Source organism: Rhodococcus sp. 05-2255-3B1 (assembly GCF_002258545.1).
Lineage (GTDB): Bacteria > Actinomycetota > Actinomycetes > Mycobacteriales > Mycobacteriaceae > Rhodococcoides.
The window spans coordinates 265655-291621 of the sequence record NZ_NOZC01000035.1 but is presented as its reverse complement, the minus strand read 5'-3'; the positions used below and the strand labels follow the sequence as shown (position 1 = coordinate 291621).

Annotated in this window: 25 protein-coding genes and 1 riboswitch; of the genes, 15 read left to right on the top strand and 10 right to left on the bottom strand. The window is 66.0% G+C overall.

From position 1 onward, the window contains the following. Positions 1-76: 76 nt before the first annotated feature. Together CH249_RS20765 and CH249_RS28050 are read left to right on the top strand one after the other, a co-directional pair. Complete coding sequence (locus CH249_RS20765; RefSeq protein WP_094645743.1) at positions 77-727, top strand: DsbA family protein; 651 nt, start codon at positions 77-79, stop codon at positions 725-727. Then, complete coding sequence (locus CH249_RS28050) at positions 724-864, top strand: hypothetical protein (protein WP_155290808.1); 141 nt, start codon at positions 724-726, stop codon at positions 862-864. Before CH249_RS20765 ends, CH249_RS28050 begins: the two co-directional genes overlap by 4 nt. A 3-nt stretch (positions 865-867) precedes the next feature. Here CH249_RS28050 and CH249_RS20760 read toward each other — a convergent pair whose 3' ends face one another. Beyond that, the gene (locus CH249_RS20760; RefSeq protein WP_045196709.1) at positions 868-1506 is read right to left on the bottom strand and encodes a TetR/AcrR family transcriptional regulator; all 639 of its coding nucleotides are present in this window, start codon (positions 1504-1506) and stop codon (positions 868-870) included. Between the two features lie 67 nt (positions 1507-1573). Here CH249_RS20760 and CH249_RS20755 point away from each other — a divergent pair, with 67 nt between their 5' ends. After that, positions 1574-2587 carry a GntG family PLP-dependent aldolase gene (locus tag CH249_RS20755; RefSeq protein WP_256981028.1) on the top strand — a complete coding sequence of 338 codons (1014 nt, stop codon included), beginning with the start codon at positions 1574-1576 and terminating at the stop codon, positions 2585-2587. A gap of 65 nt (positions 2588-2652) precedes the next feature. On the opposite strand, the gene CH249_RS20750 is transcribed toward CH249_RS20755, so the two are convergent. The 4 genes from CH249_RS20750 to CH249_RS20735 form a co-directional block, all read right to left on the bottom strand. Then, on the bottom strand, positions 2653-3801 hold the full coding sequence (locus CH249_RS20750; RefSeq protein ID WP_094630426.1) for a pyridoxal phosphate-dependent aminotransferase: 1149 nt from the start codon (positions 3799-3801) through the stop codon (positions 2653-2655). 186 nt (positions 3802-3987) lie between these two features. Next, positions 3988-5238: a phosphoribosylamine--glycine ligase gene (purD, locus tag CH249_RS20745; protein ID WP_094645746.1), complete on the bottom strand. Its 1251-nt coding sequence runs from the start codon at positions 5236-5238 to the stop codon at positions 3988-3990. Between the two features lie 78 nt (positions 5239-5316). Further along, the gene (locus tag CH249_RS20740; protein ID WP_094681868.1) at positions 5317-7359 is read right to left on the bottom strand and encodes a glycosyltransferase family 39 protein; all 2043 of its coding nucleotides are present in this window, start codon (positions 7357-7359) and stop codon (positions 5317-5319) included. Continuing rightward, on the bottom strand, positions 7356-8609 hold the full coding sequence (locus tag CH249_RS20735) for a bifunctional glycosyltransferase family 2/GtrA family protein (RefSeq protein ID WP_094681869.1): 1254 nt from the start codon (positions 8607-8609) through the stop codon (positions 7356-7358). The genes CH249_RS20740 and CH249_RS20735 overlap by 4 nt, the downstream gene beginning before the upstream one ends. A gap of 114 nt (positions 8610-8723) precedes the next feature. On the opposite strand from CH249_RS20735, the gene CH249_RS20730 reads away from it, so the two are divergent. Next, positions 8724-9149 (top strand): HIT family protein, encoded by a 426-nt coding sequence (locus CH249_RS20730; protein WP_094656532.1) that lies wholly within the window; start codon positions 8724-8726, stop codon positions 9147-9149. A gap of 10 nt (positions 9150-9159) precedes the next feature. Here CH249_RS20730 and CH249_RS20725 read toward each other — a convergent pair whose 3' ends face one another. Continuing rightward, positions 9160-9684 carry a helix-turn-helix domain-containing protein gene (locus tag CH249_RS20725; protein WP_094645749.1) on the bottom strand — a complete coding sequence of 175 codons (525 nt, stop codon included), beginning with the start codon at positions 9682-9684 and terminating at the stop codon, positions 9160-9162. Positions 9685-9758: 74 nt separating this feature from the next. On the opposite strand from CH249_RS20725, the gene CH249_RS20720 reads away from it, so the two are divergent. Then, positions 9759-11141: an MFS transporter gene (locus tag CH249_RS20720; protein WP_094681870.1), complete on the top strand. Its 1383-nt coding sequence runs from the start codon at positions 9759-9761 to the stop codon at positions 11139-11141. Here CH249_RS20720 and CH249_RS20715 read toward each other — a convergent pair. Together CH249_RS20715 and CH249_RS20710 are read right to left on the bottom strand one after the other, a co-directional pair. Beyond that, entirely contained in the window at positions 11124-11780 is a 657-nt protein-coding gene (locus tag CH249_RS20715) for a response regulator (protein WP_094681871.1), read from the bottom strand. The genes CH249_RS20720 and CH249_RS20715 overlap by 18 nt on opposite strands. Further along, on the bottom strand, positions 11777-13441 hold the full coding sequence (locus CH249_RS20710) for a sensor histidine kinase (RefSeq protein WP_094630418.1): 1665 nt from the start codon (positions 13439-13441) through the stop codon (positions 11777-11779). The genes CH249_RS20715 and CH249_RS20710 overlap by 4 nt, the downstream gene beginning before the upstream one ends. 168 nt (positions 13442-13609) lie before the next feature. Here CH249_RS20710 and CH249_RS20705 point away from each other — a divergent pair, with 168 nt between their 5' ends. The 3 genes from CH249_RS20705 to CH249_RS20695 are packed head-to-tail and all read left to right on the top strand — an operon-like array spanning position 13610 to position 16554. Then, on the top strand, positions 13610-14992 hold the full coding sequence (locus CH249_RS20705; protein WP_032395959.1) for a CitMHS family transporter: 1383 nt from the start codon (positions 13610-13612) through the stop codon (positions 14990-14992). A 33-nt stretch (positions 14993-15025) separates the two neighbouring features. Further along, positions 15026-15436: a universal stress protein gene (locus tag CH249_RS20700; RefSeq protein ID WP_032395960.1), complete on the top strand. Its 411-nt coding sequence runs from the start codon at positions 15026-15028 to the stop codon at positions 15434-15436. A gap of 14 nt (positions 15437-15450) precedes the next feature. Continuing rightward, positions 15451-16554: an AbrB family transcriptional regulator gene (locus CH249_RS20695; RefSeq protein WP_094681872.1), complete on the top strand. Its 1104-nt coding sequence runs from the start codon at positions 15451-15453 to the stop codon at positions 16552-16554. Here the strand turns inward: CH249_RS20695 and CH249_RS20690 are convergent. Together CH249_RS20690 and CH249_RS20685 are read right to left on the bottom strand one after the other, a co-directional pair. Beyond that, positions 16534-17916: a cell wall metabolism sensor histidine kinase WalK gene (locus tag CH249_RS20690; protein WP_094681890.1), complete on the bottom strand. Its 1383-nt coding sequence runs from the start codon at positions 17914-17916 to the stop codon at positions 16534-16536. The two genes, CH249_RS20695 and CH249_RS20690, sit on opposite strands and share 21 nt — an antisense overlap. 26 nt (positions 17917-17942) lie before the next feature. After that, positions 17943-18653 carry a response regulator transcription factor gene (locus tag CH249_RS20685; protein ID WP_045200320.1) on the bottom strand — a complete coding sequence of 237 codons (711 nt, stop codon included), beginning with the start codon at positions 18651-18653 and terminating at the stop codon, positions 17943-17945. A 135-nt stretch (positions 18654-18788) separates the two neighbouring features. Between CH249_RS20685 and CH249_RS20680 the strand changes: the two genes are divergently transcribed. The 7 genes from CH249_RS20680 to mmsB all read left to right on the top strand — a co-directional run bounded on the left by CH249_RS20680 (position 18789) and on the right by mmsB (position 25943). Further along, the gene (locus CH249_RS20680; RefSeq protein WP_256988393.1) at positions 18789-19739 is read left to right on the top strand and encodes a permease; all 951 of its coding nucleotides are present in this window, start codon (positions 18789-18791) and stop codon (positions 19737-19739) included. Continuing rightward, positions 19736-20473, top strand: coding sequence for a TIGR03943 family protein (locus CH249_RS20675; RefSeq protein WP_094681874.1), 738 nt, complete (start codon positions 19736-19738; stop codon positions 20471-20473). Before CH249_RS20680 ends, CH249_RS20675 begins: the two co-directional genes overlap by 4 nt. 36 nt (positions 20474-20509) lie before the next feature. Further along, positions 20510-20572, top strand: a riboswitch (guanidine-III (ykkC-III) riboswitch). A 12-nt stretch (positions 20573-20584) separates the two neighbouring features. Next, positions 20585-20899 carry a multidrug efflux SMR transporter gene (locus tag CH249_RS20670; protein ID WP_094645757.1) on the top strand — a complete coding sequence of 105 codons (315 nt, stop codon included), beginning with the start codon at positions 20585-20587 and terminating at the stop codon, positions 20897-20899. Positions 20900-20931: 32 nt separating this feature from the next. Next, entirely contained in the window at positions 20932-21735 is an 804-nt protein-coding gene (locus tag CH249_RS20665) for a hypothetical protein (protein ID WP_037194493.1), read from the top strand. 196 nt (positions 21736-21931) lie between these two features. Then, positions 21932-23068 (top strand): multiple monosaccharide ABC transporter substrate-binding protein, encoded by a 1137-nt coding sequence (gene chvE / locus CH249_RS20660; protein ID WP_032395966.1) that lies wholly within the window; start codon positions 21932-21934, stop codon positions 23066-23068. 8 nt (positions 23069-23076) lie between these two features. Continuing rightward, positions 23077-24615, top strand: coding sequence for a multiple monosaccharide ABC transporter ATP-binding protein (gene mmsA / locus CH249_RS20655; RefSeq protein WP_094681891.1), 1539 nt, complete (start codon positions 23077-23079; stop codon positions 24613-24615). Further along, on the top strand, positions 24612-25943 hold the full coding sequence (gene mmsB / locus CH249_RS20650) for a multiple monosaccharide ABC transporter permease (RefSeq protein WP_094656527.1): 1332 nt from the start codon (positions 24612-24614) through the stop codon (positions 25941-25943). Before mmsA ends, mmsB begins: the two co-directional genes overlap by 4 nt. Positions 25944-25967 lie beyond the last annotated feature (24 nt).

Genomic DNA, 25967 nt, shown 5'->3' with positions numbered 1-25967 from the left:
GCGTTCGTGCACGCGTCTCGTTCGCCCGTCGACGCCGCGTGGAATAACCGCAGCGCATTCCGCTGTTGGAGGCGTCGTGAGCCGAACAGTGAAGGTCGACATCTGGTCCGATATCGCATGCCCGTGGTGCTTCGTCGGTAAGCGCCGTTTCGAGGCAGGCGCCGCGGAATTCACCGCCGGGGGTGGGACACTCGAGGTGGAGTTCCACTCGTTCGAGCTGGCACCCGACACACCGGTCGACTTCGACGGCAGCGAGGTCGATTTTCTCGTCTCCCACAAAGGCATGCCGGCCGCCCAGGTCACGCAGATGTTGGGGCAGATGACCGAGCTGGCCGCAGGCGAGGGGCTCGCGTACGACTTCGACGCCCTGCAGCACACCAACACAGTCAAGGCGCACGAGCTGCTGCATTTCGCCAAGTCGAAGGGCAAGCAGGTCGAGATGAAGGAGCGCCTGCTGGCGGCCTATTTCGAGGAGGGGCGCCATGTCGGCCGCACCGATGACCTCGCCGACCTGGCCGCGGAGGTCGGCCTCGACCGTGACGAGGTGGTCGAGGCGCTGAAGTCCGAGGAATTCCTGCCGGCGGTGCGCGCGGACAAGGAGCAGGCCATCGCCTACGGAATCAACGGTGTGCCGTTCTTCGTGATCGACGGACGGTTCGGTGTGTCCGGCGCTCAGGACCCGTCGGTGTTCGCCGACGTCCTGCAGAAGGCCGCTGCCGGCTCATGAGCGGTCCTCTGGAGATCGTCGGCGACGACCACGGCCTCGTCTGCACGGACGGCGTGTGCGAGGTGCCACCGATCCACGACGCAGACTCCGGCGAGACCGACCGGGCCGAGTCGGGGCCGAACATCTCGGCTAGGTAGCAGTCAGTCCGCCGGCACCTGTTCCGCCGGTGCGACGATGTCGATGACGGCCAGCAACATGCTTCGGGCCATGTGGCGGGGGTCGGGGTCCACTTCGCTGAGCGCGCCCACCACGGCTCCGTCCACCACCGCCACGAGTCGTCGAAGCTGCTCTTCCTGCACGGTTCGACCCGACCGGCGCAGGACGTCGGTGAGCAGGTCGTCGATCTGGGCGCGTAGGCGCAGCTGAACCTCCCGTAGCTCGGGATGGCGTGCCGAGGCGATGAAGCGTTCGTATCTCGCGATCAGCTGCTCGTGTCCGTCCTGGGGTCCGATCAGCAGGTCGACGATGAGGTCGACCGTCGACTCCATTTCGTTCGAGCACTTGCCCTCGTCCTCGATGCGGCCGCGCATCACATCGATCTCACGGGTGCCCACGACGTCGACCGCCGCGGCCACCAGGTCTCCGAGGGACTCGAAATAGTAGGTGGTCGACGCAAGAGGGAGCCCGGCTCGTGCGGCCACGGAACGGTGCCGCACCGCGTCGAATCCGCCTTCGACGAGAAGGTCCGCAGCGGCCGACGCCAGTGCCTGCCGGCGGCGCACCCCCTTCGGAGTCGCACCCGACACCTTGTGCTGCGACTCGGTCGGACCTGCGGACATTCAAGTCATCGTGCCAGCTCGAGGCCGTTCGTCGGACTGCTTTCGCGCTATGGAATTGTCAGTATTCGTGGCACATCGAACGATCGACCTCCGCTCCGACACCATCACCCGACCCGATTCGGTCATGCGAAAAGCCATGGCCGACGCCGAAGTGGGCGACGACGTCCTCGATCACGATCCGACGATGGCGGCACTGGAAGAAGCCGTTGCAGGTCTGCTCGGATTCGAGGCGGCACTGTGGGTGCCGTCGGGGTCGATGGGCAACATCATCGCGCTGATGCTGCATCTGCAGCGCGGCGATCGATTCCTGGCACCCGAGCACGCCCATGTGCTGGGGTCCGAGCTCGGTACCGCCGCATGGTTGGCGGGCGGAATGCCCGACGCCCTCCCCCACGACGGTGGGCCCGGCCGTCCCCTCGCGTCGACGGTGCGCGCGAAAGCCGGCGGCGACGGACCGTACTTCGCGCTGCGGACCACGCTGCTGTCGCTCGAGAACACCCACAATTTCGCAGGCGGTACCGTGTTCGGAGCGGACGAGTGGTCGGATCTCGTTGCCGCCGGCCGTGATTGCGGACTGAAGGTGCACCTGGACGGGGCGCGACTGTGGAATGCCGCTGTGGCTCTGGATGTTCCGATCGCCTCGCTCGCTGCCGGTGCGGACACGGTGCAGGTGTGCCTGAGCAAGGGCCTCGGCGCGCCGGTCGGTTCGATGTTGGTCTCGGATTCCGCGAGGATTCACGAGGCTCGGCGTGTACGAAAGATGTTGGGCGGCGGCGTCCGTCAGGGTGGCGTCCTGGCTGCGGCCGGGCTCGTGGCGTTGGATCGGATCGGTGATCTGGCCGTCGATCACGCCAACGCATCGACCCTCGCGTCCGGTTTGCGCGAGCGTGGTTGGGAGGTGACCGAGCCGGAGACGAACATCGTGCTCGCAACGGTTCCCGACCCGGCATCGACGGTCACCGAGTTGGCCGAGTCGGGTATCGCCGCGGTGACCGTCGCGGGCAAGGTGCGTTTCGTGACCCACCGCGACGTCGATGCCGCCGATATCGCCGAGGCGCTGGAGCGGCTGCGCAGCATGTGAGCGCCGTGCCTTCCTGTCGTTCCGCAGGCTCCACTCCTGCCTCGTAGTCTGCTACGAGGAAACACTCACATGCGACGAAGGCGCTCCAACGCCTCCTCGACGTCGGCCGTGGTGCCTGCGAACGAGAATCGCACGGTGTGGTTCCCGCGTACGGTGTCGAAATCGATGCCCGGTGCCAATGCGACCCCGGTCTCGGACAGCACTCGCGCACACCAACTTCGTGAATCGTCGGTCAGGTGCGCGATGTCGGCGTACACGTAGAAGGCACCATCGGCCGGTGCGAGGTCGGTGATCCCCATGGCCGGCAAACCGTCGAGCAGAATGCGACGGTTGACGGCGTAGCGCTCGACATGTGAATCCAGCTCGATGCGGGACTCCTCGGTGAACGCCGCGATGGCGGCAACCTGGGAGATCGCCGGTGGGCAGACCGTCATGTTCGACGCCAATCGTTCGACGGCTCTGCGCAATCGCGTCGGCAGCAGCATCCAGCCCAGACGCCACCCGGTCATCGAGAAGTACTTCGACACCGATCCGATGGCGACGGATTCCTTGGAGGTCTCCCAGGCGCTGGACGTCCGCGCGTCCCCGTAGGCGATGCCGTGGTAGATCTCGTCCGAGATCAACAGAGTTCCGTGCTCGTCGCACCAGCGCGCGATCGCGGCGAGCTCGTCGGGGTCGATGATCGTGCCGGTGGGGTTGGCCGGGCTCGCGATGATGAGCCCGGCGGGCGGCTCGGGCAGTTCCTCGAGCATGGCGACGGTCGGTTGGAACCGGGTCTCTTCGACGCAATCCAGTTCGACGACGCGACAGCCCAACGCCGCCAACGTGTTTCGATACGCCGGATAACCCGGCCTGGCCATGACGACCGTGTCCCCCGCGTCGAACGCAGCGAGGAACAGCAACGTGAATGCGCCCGACGACCCGGTCGTGATCACCACGTCGTCGGCGTCGACGGAGATACCGTACCGCGCGCTGTGGTACTCGGCAATCGCGCGACGCAGCGGCAGAATGCCCAGCGTCTCGGTGTACCCGAGCAGCTGCGCGTCCAGGGCCTCGCGGGTGGCGCGCAGTACCGGCTCGGGCGCTCGCGTCGAGGGCTGACCTGCAGCAAGAGAGAGCACGTCGCCGTGAGTGCGCGCCCGCTCGGCCGCCGCGGCGAACACATCCATCACGTGGAACGGCTCGACCATCGATCGCTGGGATTCACTGTGCATTGTTTCGACCCTACTGATCCCGGGACGCTCGGTACCTCACGCCTTCGCAAACGCGCGCGCATGTGTAATGTGCGCGCAAAATCGCGTCGTTTCGGAGGCGATTCCGCTCGCATCCGACAAATGCGCGCGCGTTTGCCCCCCCCCCCCCCGACGACCGGCTTCGACGAACCGGCCGACGCAGCACATCTACAGCGAGATGCGACCTTCCACCGCAGCCAGGCCGATGTCGGTGCGGAAGTGACTGCCCGGCAATCGGATTCCCGCGATACGGGAGTATGCGTCGTCGCGGGCGGCGGTGAGGTCGAATCCGGTGCCGACCACGCTCAGCACGCGTCCGCCCGCGGAGACGACTGCGCCGTCCTTCACCGCGGTTCCTGCGTGCAGGACGCCTTCCCCGTCGGAGCCGAGGATCTCGTCACCGGTCCGCGGGCGACCGGGGTAGTTCTCGGCGGCGATGACGACGGTGACGGCCGCACCGTCCTTCCAGCGCAACGGCGGCAGTGAGGCAAGCGTGCCGGTCGCCGTCGCGTTCAGCACCTCACCGAGAGGGGAATCGAGAAGCGCCAGCACCGCCTGGGTCTCGGGATCACCGAAGCGGCAGTTGAATTCGACGACCGCCGGGCCGTCGGCACCCATCGCCAGACCGGCGTACAGCAGACCGGAGAACGGCACGCCACGCTGCACCATCTCGGCGGCAACGGGTTTCACCACATCACGGACGATCTCCTCGACTGCGCCCTCGGGCAACCACGGCAGCGGGGTGTATGCGCCCATGCCGCCGGTGTTGGGTCCGGTGTCGCCGTCGCCGACGCGTTTGTGGTCCTGCGCCGGCAGCAGAGGCACCACGGTCTCACCGTCGACGAGGCAGAACAGGGACACCTCGGGTCCGTCGAGGAACGATTCGAGCAGCACCGGGTGGCCGTTCTCGAGGAGTTCGGCAGCGTGATCGCGCGCGACGAGGCGGTCGGTGGTGACGACAACCCCCTTGCCTGCGGCCAGGCCGTCGTCCTTGACCACCCAGTTGGGGCCGAAGCGGTCGAGGGCTGCGTCGAGCAGGGCGGGTGAGTCGACGATTTCGCTGTGCGCGGTGCGGACACCTGCTGCTGCCATCACGTCCTTGGCGAAGGCCTTGGATCCCTCGATGCGAGCGGCGTCGGCGGACGGTCCGAATGCGGCGATGCCTGCCTCGCGGAGTGCGTCGGCCACACCGAGGACCAGGGGCACCTCCGGTCCGATGACGACCAGGTCGGCGTCGAGTTTCTTCGCCAGCGCGGTCACCGCCTCACCGGAAGCGACGTCGACCACGTGCTGCTCGGCGAGCTTCGCGGTGCCTGCGTTGCCGGGAGCCACGAACAGCTTCTCGACCGACGGATCGGCCTTCAACGCAAGTAGAAGGGCGTGCTCACGAGCACCGGAACCAATGACTAGTACGCGCACAGTGCATCAGACTATCTGCTCGACGCGAAAGCGCCCCGCACCTGTCATGGTGCGGGGCTCTTTCGTGGTGGTTCGGTGTTACTGCGTGAGGTCGTAGAACGTCACGTTGTCGACCGTGGTCGCGGTGAAGTTCTCGGTGACCCAGGCAGAGATCTCCGCCGAGGTACCCGACTCCATTCCCGGCATCCCTCCGCCGCCGATGAAGTAGTGGATCTGTCCCTCGGCGACGTACTGCTGGAACTCGGCGAGAGTCGGGGACGGGTCGGTGCCGTTGAACCCGCCGACGGGCATGACGGGCTCCTCGGTGGCCAATTGATAGCCGGCCGCCGTGTTGGCTCCGATGGCCGCTGCCACCCAGGTGTAGGAGTCGGCGTCCTGCTCGAGCATCTCGGTGATCGCGGTGGTCGGCTTGCTGCCCTCGAGAAGACCGCCCATTGCGCCGCCCATGCCGCCCATCTCGGCACCACCCGGCATCTGGCCGGGAGCACCGGCCTGTCCCGGGAATCCCGCCGGTGGCTGCATCCCGGCCGGTAGCTGGACGCCTGCCGGCAACTGCATTCCGCCCGGCATACCGCCCTGACCGCGACGGCCCTCGCCCATACCGCCGAACCCGCGCATACCGGTGTTCGGGCCGGCCGAGACGATGGCGCCGGTGTGCGAAGTACCGATCGTGTCGACCGCGTAGGCCGTCGGCCCGGCGAGTCCGGCGAACATCACCGCCAGGATCGACGCCGCCGCCAGCCTGCCCCGGGTCAGCGCGGGTACGAGCAGCGTCACGACGGCAACAACTCCGACGACGAGAATCGCCCACTTCAACCACGGCACGAAACTCTCACTGCGGCGCAACAACACCCACGCCATCGCCACGGTGGACGCCACGGCGGCGGCCATCGCGATGCGTACCCAGTACGTATCGCGTCGACGCCACAGCACCACGCTGCCGATGCCGATCAGTGCGGCGACGGCAGGTGCGAGAGCAACGGTGTAGTACGCGTGGAAGATTCCGGCCATGAAACTGAACGTCAGCCCCGTCACGAGCAACCACGATCCCCACACGATCAGCGACGCACGCTGCCCGTCGGTTCGAGGTGCCCTGCCGCGCAACACGAGTCCGACCACGAACAGGATCAACGCGGCCGGGAGAAGCCAGGCGATCTGGCCGCCCTGCGAGGCGTCGAACATGCGGAGGATGCCGGTCTCTCCCCAGATACCACCGGGCATGCCCCCGGCCATGTCGGCACCCATGCCCCCGCCCATACCGCCGCGGCCGGGGGTGACACTTCCGGTTTCGTCACCGCTGAGCCGACCGAATCCGTTGTAGCCGAGCGTGAGTTCGAGGATCGAATTGTTCTGCGAACCGCCGACCCACGGCCGCGACGACGCCGGCCAGAATTCCACGATCAGAATCCACCATCCGGCCGAGACGATCATCGCGCCGAGTGCACCGAACAACTGCATCAGCCGGGTGAGAAACTTCGGCGGTCCGGCGATCAGGTAGGTCAACGCCAGCGGCGGTACGACGAGCATCACCTGGAGCTGCTTGGTGAGGAAGCCGAATCCGACGAACATGCCGGTGATCAACAGCCACTTGGTCTTTCCGGTCTCGACGCCGCGCAGCAGTGCCCACACCGATGCGATCATCAGCAGCACGAGCAGCGCGTCGGGATTGTTGAACCGGAACATCAGTGCGGCGACGGGGGTGACGGCCAGTACCAGGCCCGCGAGCAGACCGGCCGCGCCGCCGAAGCGACGCTTGACGGTGGCGCGCAGCAGGGCCACCGAGGCGACTCCGAGGAGCGCCTGCGGCACCAGCATCGCCCAGGTGTTGAGGCCGAAAATGCGCACCGACAACGACATCAACCACAGCGACATCGGGGGCTTGTCGACGGTGATCGAGTTGGCGGCGTCGGAGGATCCGAAGAAGAAGGACTTCCACGACACCGAACCCGCTTGCACCGCAGCGGAATAGAAGGAGTTGGCCCAACCCGAGGCACCGAGTCCCCAGATGTAGGCGACGCCGGTGCCGACCAGCAACGCGACCAGACCGATCCACTCCCATCGCGGGGAGGTGACGGGCGCGGCCGAGGCGTCCGCGGCGGGGCGTTCGATCGTCGTCGTCACAGATTCTTCTCCGAACCGGCGGACTGCGAATCGGACGACGTGGAGCTACGGAAGACCCACCGCAGTGCGACGAATCGGCACATCGTGGCAACGAGATTGGCGACGATGAGGACGGCGAGTTCGACGTGCCGGGACACATCGGGCACCCAGGCATGCAGTACCGCGAGCGATCCGCTGGTGACGAGCAGAGCGAAACCGAAGATCGCCAGTCCCTGCAGTTGATGCTTGCCTGCGCCGTCCGATCCGCGGACGCCGAAGGTGAAGGCGCGGTTGGCCGCGGTGTTGAGTACCGCGGTGATCAGTAGTCCGAAGAAGTTCGCGGCCTGCGCGCCGATCAACGAGTGCAGCACCAGGTACAGCAGCGCGTACGCGACGGTGCTGGCGATACCGATGATGCCGAATCGCACCATCTGGCTGATCATTCCGTGCGGTACTCCGGGCACGAGCGGCTCCCGTCCCAGGCTTCGACGCAGTTCGGCGACCGGCAGTACGCCGGTGGCCAGGGCGCGGCCGACGCGCCAGCATCCCTGCAGGTCCTTGACGGCGGTGTCGACGATGTTGACGCTGCTGTTCGGGTCGTCGACCCAGTCGACGGGCACCTCGTGGATACGCAGGCCGACTTTCTCTGCGATGACGAGCAATTCGGTGTCGAAGAACCACCCGGTGTCCTCGACGAGCGGCAACAGCTGTCGGGCGACGTCGGTGCGCATGGCCTTGAAACCGCACTGCGCATCCGAGAAGCGTGCGCGCAGCGACGTGCGTAGAATGAGATTGTAACTGCGCGAGATGAATTCGCGTTTCGCACCGCGGACCACCCGGGACGATCGGTTGAGTCGTGATCCGATGGCGAGGTCCGAGTGACCGGACATCAACGGCGCGATCAGCGGCATCAGAGCGTTGAGGTCGGTCGACAGGTCGACGTCCATGTAGGCCACGACATCGGCGTCCGATGCGAGCCAGACGGCTTTGAGTGCTCGTCCGCGGCCCTTCTCGTCCAGGTGATGAACCCGGACTCCCTCGATCTCGTCGGCCAGCCGGTGTGCCACCGCGAGGGTGCCGTCGGTACTGGCGTTGTCCGCGATCGTGATGCGCGACCGGAACGGGATCCGGTCTTCCAGATGCTCGCGTAGACGACGAATGCACTGTTCGAGATCCGCCTCTTCGTTGTATACCGGGATGACCACCTCGAGAGTGGCCGTGGCGTTCGAGCCGGGCCGCTGGCCTGCTCGTGCGAGGGAATTCGTTGTCATGTGGACCAGAATCGGGCCCCGAGCTGGACCCACCCTGCGATGAACCTGGCAATCACCTGGGAGACGCGACCGGTGGAACGGCCCCGGTCGAATCGGGTAGGGCATCCTGTTCCCATGGCTTCCATTTTCAGCAAGATCATCGCCGGCGAAATCCCGGGACGTTTCGTCTGGCAGGACGACGACGTGGTGGCGTTTCTGACGATCGCACCGGTCACTCAGGGCCACACACTGGTGGTTCCGCGCGAGGAGATCGACCAGTGGCAGGACGTCGACGGTGCCGCGTTCGCCAAGATCACTGCCGTTGCCCAGATCATCGGCCAGGCGGTCAGGACCGCGTTCGACGCTCCCCGCGCCGGACTGCTGATCGCCGGGCTCGAAGTGCCGCACCTGCATCTGCACGTGTTTCCGGCATACGACATGGGCAACTTCGACATCTCCGGTGCCGACCCGAATCCGTCGGCGGAGTCGCAGGACGAGGCAGCGACCAAGCTGCGCGCGGCGTTGCGTGAACTCGGGCACGCGGCTCACGTCCCGGAGTGACGCACCACGCTCACCGCAGAGGCGTGAGCAAGCGTCGACGCGTCCTCAGGTGCATCGACACCTCGTCGGATCGGGTGTCGGGGTCGTAGCCCGGGCCGATATCGGTGTCGATGTCGTGCGGGCCGGGCGCGAGTCCGCATTCGGGGCAGATCCCCAACGGTCCGAGGTCGGTTCCGCAGGTCGCGTGCAGGAACCGTCGACGCTTCCCTGCGGGTTTCGCCGTCTGTTCCTCACCCCAGTAGCTCAGGGCGAACACGGCGGGCCACAGTCGTTCGAGGGCGACGGTCGGGACGTAGTCGTCGCGTCCGCCCTCGACGGCGCGGGCTCGTCGTTCGAGCAGCCCGGCCTCGACCAGTGCGCCGAGTCGTTGTGCGAGGACCGCCTTGGAGATGTCGAGGTGGACCTGGAAATCACCGAAGCGTCGGACCCCGAAGAAGCAATCGCGCACGATGAGCATCGTCCATCGCTCGCCGACGAGTTCGAGGGCACGGGCCAGGGAGCAGTCCTGGCGGGCGTAGTCGATTCCGAGTGCCATGACGCGATAGTACAGTCTGTTGACCGAACCAAGTTGGGCGTCTACAGTTCGATCACCAGACCAAAAGGACGACGATGACCGACGCTGCACCCTCGCCCGTCAGCACCGACAACAGCACCCGCGCGCTCACCATCGCAGCGCTGGGCACCCTGCTGACTCTGATGGCGTTCACCGCACCACTCGCGACGATCAACAGCACCGCCGCGGACCTGATGTCCGACGCAGCAGGACGCACCTGGATTCTCAGCTCGATGAGCATCGGCCTCGCTGCCGCCCTGCTCACCACCGGTACCGTCGCCGACGACTTCGGCCGCCGACGCACCTTCGCACTCGGTGCGACGGTGCTGGCCGTCGGTGCGATCGTCTGCGCCGTCTCTCCCGACACTCTGATCTTCGTCCTCGCCCGCATCCTGCAGGGTCTCGGCGGCGCGGCCGTCATCGCGTCGAGCCTGGGGATCATCGCGCACACTCACCCGGCCGGTCCGGTGCGCGCGAAGGCGAGCGGGGTGTGGGGCGCAAGCGTGGGTGCAGGCATCGCTCTCGGCCCGCTGCTCGCCGCCGTACTCGATCGATGGGCGAGTTGGCGTGAGGCCTACGTGGTTCTCGCGGTTGCCACGGTCGCATTGGCCGTCGCCGCGCATGTGCTCGTCGAAGAATCCAGGTCCGACGCCCCGCGTGGCCTCGATCCGGTCGGTGCGCTGCTGTTGGCCACGGGCGTCGCCGCGTTGCTGGCCGCGCTCGTCGAGGGCAGGCAGGGCTGGATCGCCGTCACTCCGATCGTGCTCTTCGTCCTCGCAGCCCTGCTGCTGTCCGCGTTCGTGGTCCTCGAATTGCGCAGTGCCACTGCGATGCTCGATCTGACACTCTTCCGGCACCCACCCTTTCTGGCCGCCACGGTCGCCGCGCTGGCCACCGGCGGCGGCATCATCGCCCTGATGTCGTACATGCCCGGATTCCTCGGAACCGCGCTGGGAATCGATGCGCTCGGTGCCGCCCTGCTGCTGTTCGGGTGGTCGGCCACGTCCGTGGTCACCGCCCTGCTCGCCCGCAGGCTGCCCGCATCGATGAGCGGTCGGACGCAACTCGCCGTCGGTCTGGTCGGCGTCGCGATCGGCATGGTGATGCTCACGGGGTTGTCCGAGAACGCATCCTGGCCGCGACTGCTGCCGGGACTGCTCGTGGCAGGAGTCGCCAGCGGGGTACTCAACGCCGCCCTCGGACGCGAGGCCGTGGCCAGCGTGCCCACCGGCCGCGGCGGCATGGGCAGCGGTGCCAACAACACCGCGCGCTACGTCGGCTCCGCCATCGGAGTCACCGTCGTTGCGGTGGTGGCTGTCCCATCGGGCGAGCATTCCGCGGCGGCGCTGACCGAAGGGTGGAACACCGCAGCTCTGGTCACCGCGGCGATTTCCGTGGTCGGAGCCGTGGTCGTGGCGGTCTCACGCTCCCGGCGGTAGCGAGTACTCCTGCTCCGGCCTGCCGGTCGACCCATAGCGCAGCTGCATGCGCAGTCGACCCTTGGACACGAGGGTGGCCAGGTAACGCTGCGCGGTCGCACGTGAAATGCCGATGGCCGCAGCAACTTCACCCGCGGACATCGGATCGGCGGTCGCGCGCACGGCGTCGAGCACCAGATCACGGGTGACGGACTGCGAGGACGGCAGCGGTGCCGCCGCGCGCGGACGCAACGCGTCGAGTCCGCTGTCGATGTCGGCCTGGCTCAGCTCGTCCGAACGGTCGAGAGCGCCGCGGTACGTCCGGTATCCGGAGAGGCGATCGACCAACGCCGAGCGCGGAAACGGTTTGATCAGATACGTCCAGGCACCCGCGGCCAACGCCGATCGAACGGTCTGCTGATCCGCCGCGGCGGAGAGCACCACGGCGTCGCACTCGAGTTCGCGCACCAGGTCGATTCCCGATCCGTCGGGCAGATAGACGTCGACCAGCGCCAGATCGAACGACTGCGTCGACGCCAACTCCCGCGCCTGGGCGATGCTCGTCGCCACCGCGGCCACCTCGTAGTCGGCCAGCGAATTCACCAGTGCCGCATGTAGATCCGCGACCCGGAAATCGTCGTCCACCACCAGTACTCTCATTGCGACACCTCGTCGGTCAGTAGTGCGTCCGGGATCGACGCGATGAACACTGCGCCTCCTCGTTCGTTCTCGTCGGTGATCTGCCCACCGACATCGGCCAGCGTCACGTCGCCGCCGCGGGTACGTGCGATCTGCCGACTCAGCGCCAACCCCACCCCTCGGCCGCCCGGCGAGTCCGCCGTCGACTTGGTCGAGACTCCCTCCACGAACACCTGATCGACTTCCAGATCCACACCGTCACCGGAATCGACGACCACGATGTGCAGGGTCGAACCGTCCTGCACCAGTTCCACTTCCACCTCGGCGGGCCTGCGGACTCCCAGCCTGGCAGCATCGATCGCATTGTCGACGAGGTTGCCCAGCACAGTCGTCACGTCGACGGGAACGGCCACCTCTCCCCCGACCCAGGTGTTCTCGCCCAACACCATTCGCACCCCGCTCTCACGCGCGTGCGCGGCTTTCGCGGTCAGGAACGACCGCAGATAGGCGTCGGACAGGGCATCGATACCCTCGACGGTTTCCGATCTCGGCCCCACGCCGAGTATTTCGTCGATGTACTGCGACGCACGATCCGGGTGGCCCTCGTGCAGCAGTCCGCTGACCAGATGCATTCGGTTCGCGAACTCGTGGCGCTGGGCGCGCAGTACGGCGGACATCGACTGCACCGCGTCGAGTTGACGCGTCAGCGTCTCGACGTCCGTTCGGTCACGCACGGTCAGCACCGTACCCAGATTGCGATTGTCACGCAGCACTTTCCGAGCGGCTGCGACGACCACGACCTCGTTCACCGCCGCGAGTACGGGCTCGGCCGTCGGAGATTCGATGACCTCGAGCAGTCTCGGAGTCAGACCGATGTCCTCGATCCGCATCCCCGGCTTACCGTCGATCGAGAGCAACGAGCGCGCTTCGTCGTTGACGACCGTGACGACGCCGTTCGGATCGATGGCGACCACGCCCTCGCCGATGCCGTGCAGCACGGCCTCCTGTTCACGCACCAATTCGGCGAGCTCCTCCGGCTCGAGCCCCAGCGTCAGTCGTTTCCACCTGCGCGCCAACAGGGTCGAGCCGGCCAGCCCGAGCAACAGCACGGCACCGGTCACCAACCCGCCGTTGACCAGATCCTTCACCAGCTCGGTACGCACGGCCGTGGTCGATATGCCCACGCTCACTTCACCGACCACCACGTCGGTCGAACCGAGCGCCAGCACAGGCACTTTCGCGCGTACGGAGTCGCCGAGGGTGCCGCGCTCCTGCTCGACCACCTCGTTGCCCGCCAGCGCACCGGATGGATCGGTACTCACCCGCTGGCCCAACACCGTCGGATCGGGGTGCGCCAAGCGAAGACCGCGATCGTCGGTGATGACGACGAACAGGGCGTCGGTGCGGGTGCGGGCACCCTCGGCCGCGCGCTGCAAGGCCCCGCCCGCCAGCACTCCCGCGGGCGCGGCGTCGGTGCCTGCGGTGTCGACTGCCGAGAACTGCTCGACGAGCGAGCGCACCTCCGGGTCCGACGCCACCGTCCGGGCGACCGCGAGCGCGCGCTCGCCGTACTCCTCGCTCGCCTGCCTGCCGCTGCTGATCGCGAACACCCCGAACGCCACAGCCAGGGCCACCGCCACCAGCGCTGCCTGCAACAACAGCACCTGGGTCCTCAATCGCACTCGTTCAGGCTATGCGTCGGGCGGGCTCGAGCACAATGCGCAAAAGGCTCTTTACGTTGCTTGCGCGGGTAGTGCGCACAACGGCGACCATGTGATGCCGGTTACGTAACTTCAGTCACACACACAGTCCAACCGGACCCACCTCACACATTCGAGAAGGAGTGCACGATGTTGGTGATACTCGGCTTCCTCATGGTAGCCGCCTTCATGTTCTTGATCCTGACCAAGAGAGCCACGCCCGTCGTCGCACTCACCCTCGTACCCGTCATCTTCGGTCTGCTGGCCGGCGCAGGGCTCGGCATCGGTGACATGATCACCGACGGCATCAAGTCGCTGGCCCCCACCGCGGCCCTACTGTTCTTCGCCATCATCTTCTTCGGCATCATGATCGACGTCGGACTGTTCGACCCACTGGTGCGCGGCATTCTGCGCCTGGTGCGCAACGATCCGATGAAACTCGTTGTCGGAACGGCCATTCTGGCCATGGTCGTCTCGCTCGACGGTGACGGCTCCACCACGTTCATCATCGTCACGTCCGCCCTGCTGCCGCTGTATCTCAAACTCGGTGTCAGCCCGGTCATTCTGACGGTCGTCGCCGGTCTCGCCAACGGCACGATGAACATCATTCCGTGGGGCGGTCCGACGGTTCGCGCTGCTTCCGCTCTCGGCATCTCCCCGTCCGACGTGTTCGTTCCGATGGTTCCTTCCATGATCGTCGGCCTGATCATCGTGCTGCTCTTCGCCGTTCACCTGGGCATCATGGAGCGCCGACGCATCGGCAAGCTGATCTACGAGCCCGAGTTGGTGGCCTCCGGTGGCGGCGGCAGTATCCGCAAGGGTGGCAAGGCAACCGGCGGTGCAGGCACCGGCGGATCGGACGACGGCGAATCGGGTCAGTTCTTCGACGGTCTCGACCCCAACCGCGACACCCTGCGCCCGAAGCTGCTGTGGTTCAACGCTGCTCTGACGGTCATCCTCCTCGTCATCCTCGTCATGGACATCCTGCCCATCCCGGTGCTGTTCATGATCGCTGCCTCCATTGCCCTGACGGTCAACTTCCCCAAGGTCAAGGAGCAGGGCGACGCGATCGCACGGCACTCGTCGTCCATCGTCTCGGTGGTCGCCATGGTGCTCGCCGCGGCAATTCTGACCGGCGTCTTCCAGGGCACCGGCATGGTCGAGGCCATGGCGGAGTGGCTGCTCAACGTCATTCCGTCCGGCATGGGCCCGTACCTGGCCGTCATCACCGGCATCCTGAGCATCCCGCTGACGTTCTTCATGACCAACGACGCCTTCTACTTCGGCATCCTGCCGGTGCTGACCGAGACCGCAGGCAAGTACGGCATCGACCCGGTCGAGATGGCCCGTGCCTCGATCACCGGTCAGCCCGTCCACCTGCAGAGCCCGCTGGTTCCGGCCATCCTGCTGCTGGTCACCCTCGCCGGAGTGTCACTGGCCGATCACCACAAGAAGGTGCTGTGGCGAGCGGTGGTCGTCTCCCTCGCGATGCTTGCCGTCGGCATCGTCCTCGGCCAGATCCCGTTCGGCTGATCCCCCACCCCATCTCGCGTAGGAGAAACCGTCATGACTGTTGGCGTACTGCACAACAATTCACCCGAGGGCCGCGCAGCACTGGCGGCAGCCGTTCGAGAAGCACGCATCCGCGAGACGGACCTGGTCGTCCTGCACGCACTCTCCGGATCGGCCGAACCGTCCGCCGAGGCCGCCGAGACGCAGGCCGTGTCCACGTCGGTGGAGACCGCTCTGACCGACATCGACCACGCCGACGCGGTCTCCTGGACCGTGGCAGTGGGTAGGCCCGACCCCGACGCCGTCAACACACTGCTGACCCTGGTGGAGGAACAGAAGTCGGAGATCCTGGTGGTGGGCTCGCGGCACCGCTCGGCGGTCGGAAAGTTCCTGATGGGACAGACCATTCAGCGTCTGCTCCTCGAGATCCCGGTCCCGGTTCTGCTGGTCAAGTCCGGAGCGTGAGTGCTCCGACATCGATGAGACGAGTACTCGGGTACAGCCTCCGATGGATCGGCCTCGCGGCCGTATCCGTCGGGGGCTGGGCCCTTTTCGCGACTCTGGGTCTGACGGCACCGTCGTTGTTCGCCGCACTTGTCGTCGCCGTGGTCTTCGCACTCACCGGCCTCGGTCCGGCTGCCGTCCCCCGTCCGGCATCGATGGCGGCGCAGGGCACACTGGCGGTGACGATCGGGTTGATGCTCGACACCGACACACTGGGTGCGTTGGGCGAGAACTGGATTCCCGCAGTTCTCGTCGGTGCGGGGACACTGGTCGTCAGTGCAGGCTGCGGCGCGCTGCTGGCTCTGCATCGCGACGTCGACCCGGTCACCGGAGCGCTGTCCCTGATTGCCGGTGGCGCAACGGGTCTGGTGTCCATCGCCCGAGAACTCGGCGGGGACGAGCGCATCGTCGCGGTGGTCCAGTACCTACGCGTCGCACTCGTGGTGGTCACGATGCCGCTGATCGTCACGTTCGCGTTCCATACCGACACCGGTGGTGGGACAGCATCGTCCGAGCGTTTGACGACGCCTTGGTACATCGGTACGGCCTTTCTGATCGCTGCCGTCATCGCCGGAATCGTTCTCGCTCGGATCATCCGATTGCCCGCGCCCGCCACCCTCGGACCACTGATCGTCGCCGGCACCTGCGAACTGCTCGGCTGGCCGGTCGACATCTCGGTACCCGCCGTGCTGCTGCCGGTGGCGTTCATCGTCATCGGATGGCAGGCGGGGCTCGCCTTCACCGTCTCCAGCCTGCGGGCGATCGGTCGCATCTTCCCGTGGGCTGCACTGCTGGTCGTATCGATCGGGGTGATCTGCGCATTGTTCGGCTGGGCACTGTCTGCGATCACCGGAGTCAGCATGCTCACCGGCTACCTCGCGACCACGCCCGGTGGATTGGCCGCCGTGCTGGCCGTGTCCGCGACGACGGGATCGGACGTCACCTTCGTCGCGTGCGTTCAGGTGATTCGGTTGGTGTCGATGCTCGTCGCCGCGCCACTCGCCGCAGCCGCGTACACGAAGCTGGCCGAACGCAAGAAGGCCGCAACGGCACGCGAATCAACCGTCGACGCGGGGTAATTCGACTCGGAAGGTCGCGCCCTGCCCCGGGGCGCTCTGGACTGTCACAGTTCCGCTGTGCGCCGCGACCAGGGCCGCCACGATCGAGAGACCGAGCCCGCTGCCCCCGCTCTCGCGTGTGCGCGAGGAGTCCGCACGATAGAAGCGCTCGAAGACGTGCGCGGCCTCTTCCTTGCCCAGACCGGGTCCGGTGTCCTGTACTTCGAGCAGCACCGACGACTGGGTGGTCCCGACGCAGACGGTGATCGACGCGGATTCCGGCGTGTGCCGTACGGCGTTTCCGACGAGGTTCGCGAGCACCTGACGCAGCCGCGCGTCGTCGCCGCGGACTTCGGGTATTCCCGGCCCCGCCAACACTTTCAGGGAGATGTCCCGCGTGGGCGAGACGGCCTTGGCGTCGTGCACGGCATCGGCGGCGACGGTCAGCAGGTCGACGCGCCGCATGTCCAGAGGTCGTTGCGCGTCGAGGCGCGCGAGCATCAACAGGTCTTCGACGAGCAGGCCCATGCGCGCCGACTCGCCCTCGATTCGATTCATCAGCAGCGAGATGTCACTCATCGCACCCTGTCGGTACAGCTCGGCGAACCCGCGAATGGTCGTCAGCGGTGTTCGTAATTCGTGGCTGGCATCGGCGACGAAGCGGCGCATTCGATCCTCGGATGCGCGCGCGGCCTCCTCGGAGGCGGCAGTGGCCGCGAACGCACGCTGAATTTGCGAGAGCATGCCGTTCAGGGCCGCCGACAACCGGCCCACCTCGGTCTTCTCACTCCACTCGGGAACTCGACGGTGGAGGTCTCCGGCGGCGATGGCCGCGGCGGTGGTCTCCACCTCACGCAACGGTCGCAGGCTGCGCCGCACCACGAAGTAGGCGATCACGGCCAGTGCCAGCAACACGGCTGCGCCGATGTAGAACTGGAGTACCACGAGTCTGCTGACGGTCTGCTGATTGGCGTTGAGCGACATGCCGACGGTGGTGGAACCCTCGCTGTTGGTCACCGTGATCACCCGCCACTGCTTCGACGGGTCGCCCTCGGAACCGACGGTCGTCGGGGTCGCCGACGGCGTGCCCGACAGATCCGGAACATCCTCTGCCACATCGTTGATCGGACCCCGGACGGTACCGTCGTTGGCCACCGAGCGAACGAAGAAGTTGGACGGAGGTCGACCGGGGTTGGGCTCGTCCACCGGTGGCAGCGGGCGAGCGTCGGGCTGCGCCCACCCACGGGACGCCTCGATCAGTTGTTGATCGAGGCGACGCATCAACGACGTCTCGAGCGAGGAGGTCACGGCAATCCCCGACGCCAACAGGCCGAGACCGACCAGGAGCAACAGCGCGGCGACCAAGGTGAAGCGCAGCGGCAGACTTCGAATCCGACCTCGAATGCCCGTCACCGTGGCTGGCGCATGACGTAGCCGACGCCCCGCAACGTGTGGATCAATCGGGTGTCGCCCGTATCGACCTTGCGGCGCAGATAGGACACGTAGGACTCCACCACACCCACTTCTCCGCCGAAGTCGTAGTGCCACACGTGATCGAGAATCCGCGGCTTGCTCAATACCGTTCCCGCGTTGACCATGAAGTACCGCAGCAGTGTGAATTCGGTGGGCGAGAGCGAGACCGGCTCGCCCGCCTTCCAGACCTCGTGGGTGTCGTCGTCGAGTTCGATGTCCGCGAACGCAACTCGGGAGGGCTGCGCGTCCTCGCTCTTGCCCGAACGGCGCAGGATCACCCGGAGTCGGGCCACCACCTCCTCGAGCGAGAACGGCTTGGTCACGTAGTCGTCCGCACCGAGGGTCAGCCCGGTCACCTTGTCCTCCACGGAGTCTCGTGCGGTCAGGAACAGTGCGGGCGCATCGATTCCGTCCGCCCGCAGCCGACGCAGCAGACCGAAGCCGTCCATGCCGGGCATCATCACGTCGAGAATGAGAGCCTCGGGCCTGAAGTTGCGGGCCTTGTCCAATGCCTCGGGGCCGGACGACGCCGTCGCCACCTCGAATCCCTGGTACCTGAGGCTGACCGACAGCAGTTCGACGATCGTCGGTTCGTCGTCGACGATCAGGACTCGGGCCTCGGGTGTCTCGCTCACGGTGTCCATCATCGCGCGAGATGCTGCCCGTTCGCTGGACTCTCGCTGTGAGGTTGCTGTGAGCCCCCGACGAGGAGGCATGATGGCAGCACCATGGTCGACGCGAACCCGGGCACCCGCACCAGGGTTCGGCCTCCCGTGTCATCCATGCACGTATTCGCAACTCTGCTCGTGTTGGGCATCGCGTTCGGTGCCGACGTGGCCCGGTGGGTCGACTCGTCCCCTGCACTGAGGACCGGAGCGACGGTGTTCACCGGGATCTTCGTGCAGGCGACGCCGTTCCTGGTGCTCGGAGTGCTCGTCAGCGGAGGCATCGCCGCGTTCGTCTCGCCCGCGGTGCTGCAGAAGGTGGTGCCGAAGAACGCCACCGCTGCCGTCGGAGTGAGCGGACTGGCGGGAATGGCGTTGCCCGGTTGCGAGTGCGGTGCCGTTCCCGTTTCGCGCCGGCTGATGGATCAGGGTGTTCCGACGTCTGCAGCCCTGGCGTTTCTGCTCTCGGCACCGGCGATCAACCCCGTCGTCCTGGTCTCCACCGCGGTGGCCTTTCCCGGCGAGCCGGCGATGGTTCTCGCGCGGTTCTTCGGCTCGCTCGCCACCGCTCTGGTGATGGGCCGGCTGTGGACAAGGATCGGCAAGGCCGAGTGGATCACCGCTCGCCTCGCCGATCGCGAACACCGGCACGGCACCTCGAAGTGGGAGACGTTCCGTGAGTCCGCGCGTGCGGACCTGCTGCAGGCCGGAGCCTTTCTCGTGTTCGGAGCAGCGGCCGCCGCGTTGCTCCATCTGGTGGTCCCCGACTGGGTGTTCGCCCATCTCGCCGGCCAGTTGTTGCTGTCGATCCTGGTGATGGCCGTCCTCGCGGTGGTCCTGGCGCTGTGCTCGGAGGCCGACGCGTTCGTCGCGGCGAGCATGTCGATGCTGCCGCTGCTGCCGCGGCTGGTCTTCCTGGTGGTGGGACCAGCTGTCGACGTGAAGCTGATGGCGATGCAGGCGGGCAGCTTCGGACGCGGCTTCGTGGCTCGCTTCGCTCCCCTGACCTTCGTCGTGGCGATCGTGTGCGCCTCGGTGAGCGGCTACGTGTTCCTGGGTGTGCGATGAGACGCGAGGTACAGAATCTGCTGCTGCTGCTCCTCGGCGGAGCCACGGTCAAGATCTCGGTGGACGGAAGCTTTGTGCGATACGTCAAACCGTCGCTGCATCCGTATCTGCTGACCGCCGGGGTGTTGATCGCCGCCCTGGCGATCGCGTCGATCGTCGCCGACATCCGCCGCGGTGGGCCCGGAGACGACGGACACGACCATGATTCGCGACCGTACTGGCTGCTCCTGGTCCCGCTCGCGGTCATCCTGTTCGTCGCACCGCCCGCGCTGGGAGTCTCGGCAGTGGGTGACCGATCCGTCACCTCGGCGGCCGATCGTCAGAGGACGGCGTTTCCACCCCTGCCGGACGAGTACGCGCCCGAGGTTCCGCTGCTCGATGTCGTACAACGCGCGGTCAGGGACACCGAAGGCAGCCTGGACGGACGGGAGATTCGCGTCACCGGATTCGCCGTCGCCACCGCGAACGGAGGCTCGCCGCGCGCCGACGGCACGAGAGAGGGCCTCGACCTCGCCCGCATTCTCATCATCTGTTGCGCGGCCGACGCCAGGTCCGTTCGCATCCATCTCGACGCAGGTAGCGCGGCTCTCGACGACATTCCGGACGGCACCTGGCTGGAGATCTCGGGGACGGTCGACGCGGCGACCGCGACCGAGGACACGTCGTTCACACCCACGATGACGGTGTCGGCGGTCGCGCGGATCGAGGCACCGGCGAACACGTACGCCTACTGACGCCATGGCCACCGTGCACACGAATTGGTACGATCGTACAAGTCACTTCCGACAATCGGACGAGCGCACCGTACCCGAACAGCGACAAGACGGTGCAAGGAGTGATTTCTCATGGCTTGGCTGATTCTCGTCGTCTCCGGCGTCCTCGAAGCGATCTGGGCAACCGCACTCGGTAAGTCCGAGGGCTTCACCAAACTCGGACCGTCCGTCGTCTTCGGCGTCGCGGTGGTGCTCAGCATGATCGGCCTCGCGATCGCGATGCGATCGTTGCCCACCGGCACCGCCTACGCCGTCTGGGTGGGAATCGGTGCCACCCTCACCGTCGCGTACGCGATGATCACCGGTGCCGAATCCGCCTCGCTGCTCAAGGTTGCGCTTCTGGTCGGCATCGTCGGATGCGTCGTCGGACTGAAGGTTCTTCACTGATTTTCCGGGCTACGAGCAGTTACAGTAAAACGATGAACTGGGTGTCAGCGATCACACTGCCCGCGCGCGCCGGAATTGCCATCGCCGAGCAGGCGATCGGCGTCGCGGAGGTCGCTCTGGCGACCACCAGAATGGCCTTGGCCACCGGTGCGTCGGGCACCGCAGGTGTCGCCTCGCTCGCCAACCCGCGCGGCGGCACGATGCAACTGCTGGCCCAGCTCGGCCAGCTCACCTCCGACGACCGCGCCCTGGGCAACGCACTCAAGGAAGGCGGGCCACTCGATCGCCTGCTCGCCCAGGGTGGCGTCGTGGACCGCCTCACCTCCGAGGACGGCACCCTCGAGCGGCTGCTGTCCCCTGGCGGCCCGGTCGAGCGAATCCTGGCTCCCGGCGGACCCCTGGACCGGCTGCTCGCCGAAGACGGACCGCTCGAACGACTGCTCGCCGAGGGCGGTCTGCTGGACCGCATCACCGCCACCAACGGACCACTGGAACGACTGACGGCCAAGGACGGTCCGCTCGAGGTGCTCACGCGTCAGGACGGCCTCATCGAACGCGCCATCGCCGAGGAGGGCATCCTCGAAACGCTCCTCGCCGAGGACGGAGCCATCGAGCGTCTGACCGCCAAAGGTGGCCCGCTCGATCAGTTGGTCAAGCTCTCGGAGACGTTGACGTCGGTGGCCCCCAACATCGAGCGGATGAGCATCTCGATCGACATCCTGCAGGATTCCGTCGAGATCCTCTCGGCCGCGGTCCATCCGCTGGGAGAGCTGGTCGGGCGACTTCCGAGTCGGTGGCTCAAGAGCGGTAAGCAGTCGGTGCACGAACTGCACTGACCCGTCCGATGGGTACGTTCCTGGCCTTTTCGAGTCGGCCGATGTTAGCGCTCACACTGGTCACGTGGGTGCGAAAAAGAAATCTTTGACAATGCCGATGTTATCGCTCACACTTTCGTCTTGATGTGATGCGAACCACACGGGACACCCCGGCGGACCCCGCTTCACGGTCTACTCCACTACGCAGGGAGAAACGATGAAGTTTCGACACCTATCCATCGCCGCAGCCGCGGTGGCGCTCACCCTCACGCTCGGCGCGTGTGGATCGAGCACCAAGACCGCGGACCAGGCTCCGGCCGAAGGCGGAAGCACCGCGGGCGCCCTGATCGGCGTCACGATGCCGACGAAGTCCTCGGCTCGATGGATCGCCGACGGCGACAACCTCAAGAGCGCGCTGGAGGGGCAGGGCTACAAGGTCGATCTGCAGTACGCCGAGAACGACATTCCCACCCAGGTGAACCAGATCGAGAACCAGATCACCCAGGGCGCAAAGCTTCTCATCGTGGCCTCCGTGGACGGCACCGCCATCACCACCCAGCTGCAGGAAGCCAAGGACAACGGCATCGGCGTCATCGCCTACGACCGCCTCATCCGTAACTCGCCCAACGTCGACTACTACGCGACGTTCGACAACTACAAGGTCGGCGTCGACCAGGCCACGTCGCTTCTCGTCGGTCTCGGCCTGAAGAACGAGGACGGCACCGACAAGGCCGATGCCCCGGCCGGCCCGTTGAACATCGAGGTCTTCGCCGGTTCGCCCGACGACAACAACGCCACCTTCTTCTTCGACGGTGCCATGGACACCCTGAAGCCGTACCTGGACAAAGGAACTCTGAAGATCGGCAGCGGCGAGTCCGATTTCGAGACGGCTGCGACACTGCGCTGGGATCCGGCCACCGCCCAGAAGCGCATGGAGGATCTGCTCACCAAAACGTATTCCTCCGGCCAGAAGGTGCAGGGCGTGCTCTCGCCGTACGACGGCTTGTCCATCGGCATCCTCTCCGCACTCAAGAGCAACGGATACGGAACAGCAGGGCAGCCGTACCCGATCGTCACCGGACAGGACGCCGAGGTGCCGTCCGTCAAGTCCATCATCGCCGGTGAGCAGTACTCCACGATCTACAAGGACACCCGTCAGCTGGCCGAGGTCACGATCGCGATGGCTCAGGCCATGCTCGACGGTCAGACGCCCGAGACCAACAACACCACCGATTACGACAACGGCGACAAGGTCGTTCCCGCGTACCTGCTGCAGCCCGAGATCGTCTACAAGGACAACTACGAGAAGCTGCTGGTCGAGGGTGGCTACTACACCGAGGATCAGTTGAAGTGAGTTCGGCGATGACGAGCCCGATCCTGGAGATGCGTGGCATCACCAAGACCTTTCCCGGCGTCAAGGCTCTACAGGACGTCACTCTCTCGGTGAATCGCGGCGAAATCCACGCGATCTGCGGCGAGAACGGCGCAGGCAAGTCGACGCTCATGAAGGTGTTGTCGGGTGTGTATCCACACGACACCTTCGACGGCGACATCGTGTTCGACGGTAAGCCGTGCGAGTTCTCCGACATCCGGGGCAGCGAGGCCGAGGGCATCGTCATCATCCATCAGGAACTCGCACTGAGTCCGTACCTCTCGATCGCCGAGAACATCTTTCTCGGCAACGAGCGGTCCAAGCGCGGGTTCATCGACTGGAACCGCACCAATTCCGAGGCCGCAGCCCTACTGAACCGGGTAGGGCTGCGGGAGAACCCCGTCAGCGTCGTCAGCGACCTCGGTGTCGGCAAGCAGCAGCTCGTCGAGATCGCCAAGGCGTTGTCCAAGGACGTGACGCTGCTGATTCTCGACGAACCGACTGCGGCACTGAACGATTCGGATTCCGCTCACCTCCTCGACCTGCTACGCGGTCTGCGGGACGAGGGCATCACGTGCGTGATCATCTCGCACAAGCTCAACGAGATCGCGGCCATCGCGGACCGGACGACGATCATCCGTGACGGCCGGACCATCAAGACCCTGGATATGCGAGACCCGGACGTCACCGAGGATCGCATCATCTCGCTCATGGTCGGCCGCGATCTCGAGCACCGGTTTCCGCCGCACGAATCGACCGTGGGAGAGGAAGTTCTGCGTATCGAGGACTGGACCGTGCACAGTCCTACGCAACACGGCCGGACCGTTGTCGACAAGGCGAATCTCAGTCTGCGCAGCGGGGAGATCGTCGGTCTTGCCGGCTTGATGGGTGCCGGACGCACCGAGTTGGCCATGAGCGTCTTCGGCCGAAGCTACGGCATCGACATCTCGGGGCGAATGTACAAGTACGGCAAGGAAATTCACGTCAAGTCGGTCAACGATGCCATCCATCACGGGATCGCCTACGCCACCGAGGACCGAAAGCGGTACGGCCTCAATCTGATCGACGACATCAAGCGCAACATCTCCACCGCCGCCCTGGACAAGCTGGTGACGGGAGGCTTCGTCGACGACAACCAAGAGTTCAAGGTCGCCGAAGGTTTCCGCAAGAGCATGAACATCAAGGCACCGAACGTCGCCGCCGTGGTCGGCAAACTCTCCGGCGGCAATCAGCAGAAGGTCGTGTTGAGCAAATGGATCTTCAGCGATCCCGATGTGCTCATTCTCGACGAACCGACACGAGGAATCGACGTCGGCGCGAAGTTCGAAATCTATTCGATCATCAACGATCTCGCCGACGCCGGGAAGGCGGTCCTGGTGATCTCCTCCGAGCTCCCAGAACTGCTCGGGCTGTGCGACCGGATCTACGCACTGTCGGCAGGCCGTATCACCGGTGAGGTCACTCGCGAGGACGCGACCCAGGAATCGCTCATGCATCTCATGACCCGTGGAACAGGAGTACTTCGATGAATCAGTTGTCGACCGTGCGGGGGTTGCTCACGCGCAACCTTCGCCAGAGCGGAATCTTCATCGCCTTCGCGCTGATCATCGTGCTGTTCACCGTGCTGACGGGCGGTCAGCTTCTGGTGCCGCAGAACATCAGCAACATGGTGGTGCAGAACTCGTACATCCTCATCCTGGCCATCGGCATGGTCGTGATCATCATCGCGGGCCACATCGACCTGTCCGTCGGCTCCGTCGTCGCGGCCACCGGTGCCATCGCCGGTGTCCTCATGGTTCAACAGAACGTGCCGTGGCCACTGGCGGTGCTCATCACGTTGATCGTCGGCGGCCTGATCGGTGCCTGGCAGGGCTATTGGGTCGCGTACTTCGGCATACCGGCGTTCATCGTGACGCTGGCAGGCATGCTCGTCTTCCGCGCAGTCACTCTCATCGTTCTCGGCAACCAGGGCATCGGGCCGTTCCCCGGACCGGTACGCACACTGTCCAACGGCTTCCTGCCCGGCTTCCTCGGCAACGTGGGACTCGGACCACTGGGTGGGGCCGACATCTTCACGTTGCTCGTCGCCATTGTGGCCGTCGTCGGAATCGTGTTCAGCCAGTGGCGATCTCGCACGGGTCGGCAGAAGTACGGCCAGACCGTGGACGCACTGCCGCTGTTCCTGATCAAGATGGCCTTCGCTGCCGCTCTCGTACTCGCCATCGCGGTGCAGCTGGCGCGGTTCAAGAACCTGCCGTACGTACTGATCCTGCTCGCCGTGCTGGTGATGGGCTACTCCACCCTCGCGGGCAAGACGGTGTTCGGTCGGCACGTGTACGCGATCGGCGGCAACATCCACGCTGCCTCGCTGTCCGGAATCAAGGTCAAGCCGGTCACCTTCTGGATCTTCGTCAACATGGGCGTGCTCTCGGCCCTGGCCGGAATCATCTTCGCCGGTCGACTCAACCAGGCCGGACCCACCGCGGGCAACGGCTTCGAGCTCGACGCCATCGCGGCGGCCTTCATCGGCGGCGCGGCAGTACAGGGCGGCGTCGGCCGCATCGTCGGCGCACTCACCGGTGGGCTGATCATCGCCGTGATCAACAGTGGAATGTCGCTCATCGGCTCGCCCAGTGAGCGCGTTCAGCTGGTCAAGGGCCTGGTCCTGCTCGCGGCGGTTGCGTTCGACATCTGGACCAAGCGTCGAGCAGCGAGCGGCAAGGGCAACAAGGGCGACAAAGCCGCGCCCCCGAGCAGCTATCTCGGTGTGCCCGTGCCCGCCGAGATGTTCACCGGTGCCGAGCAGGGCAAGCCTGCGCCCACCACGACCGGCACGGCGGTGAACACACCCACCTGACGTGCATGTTCGCGGGCGCCGAGG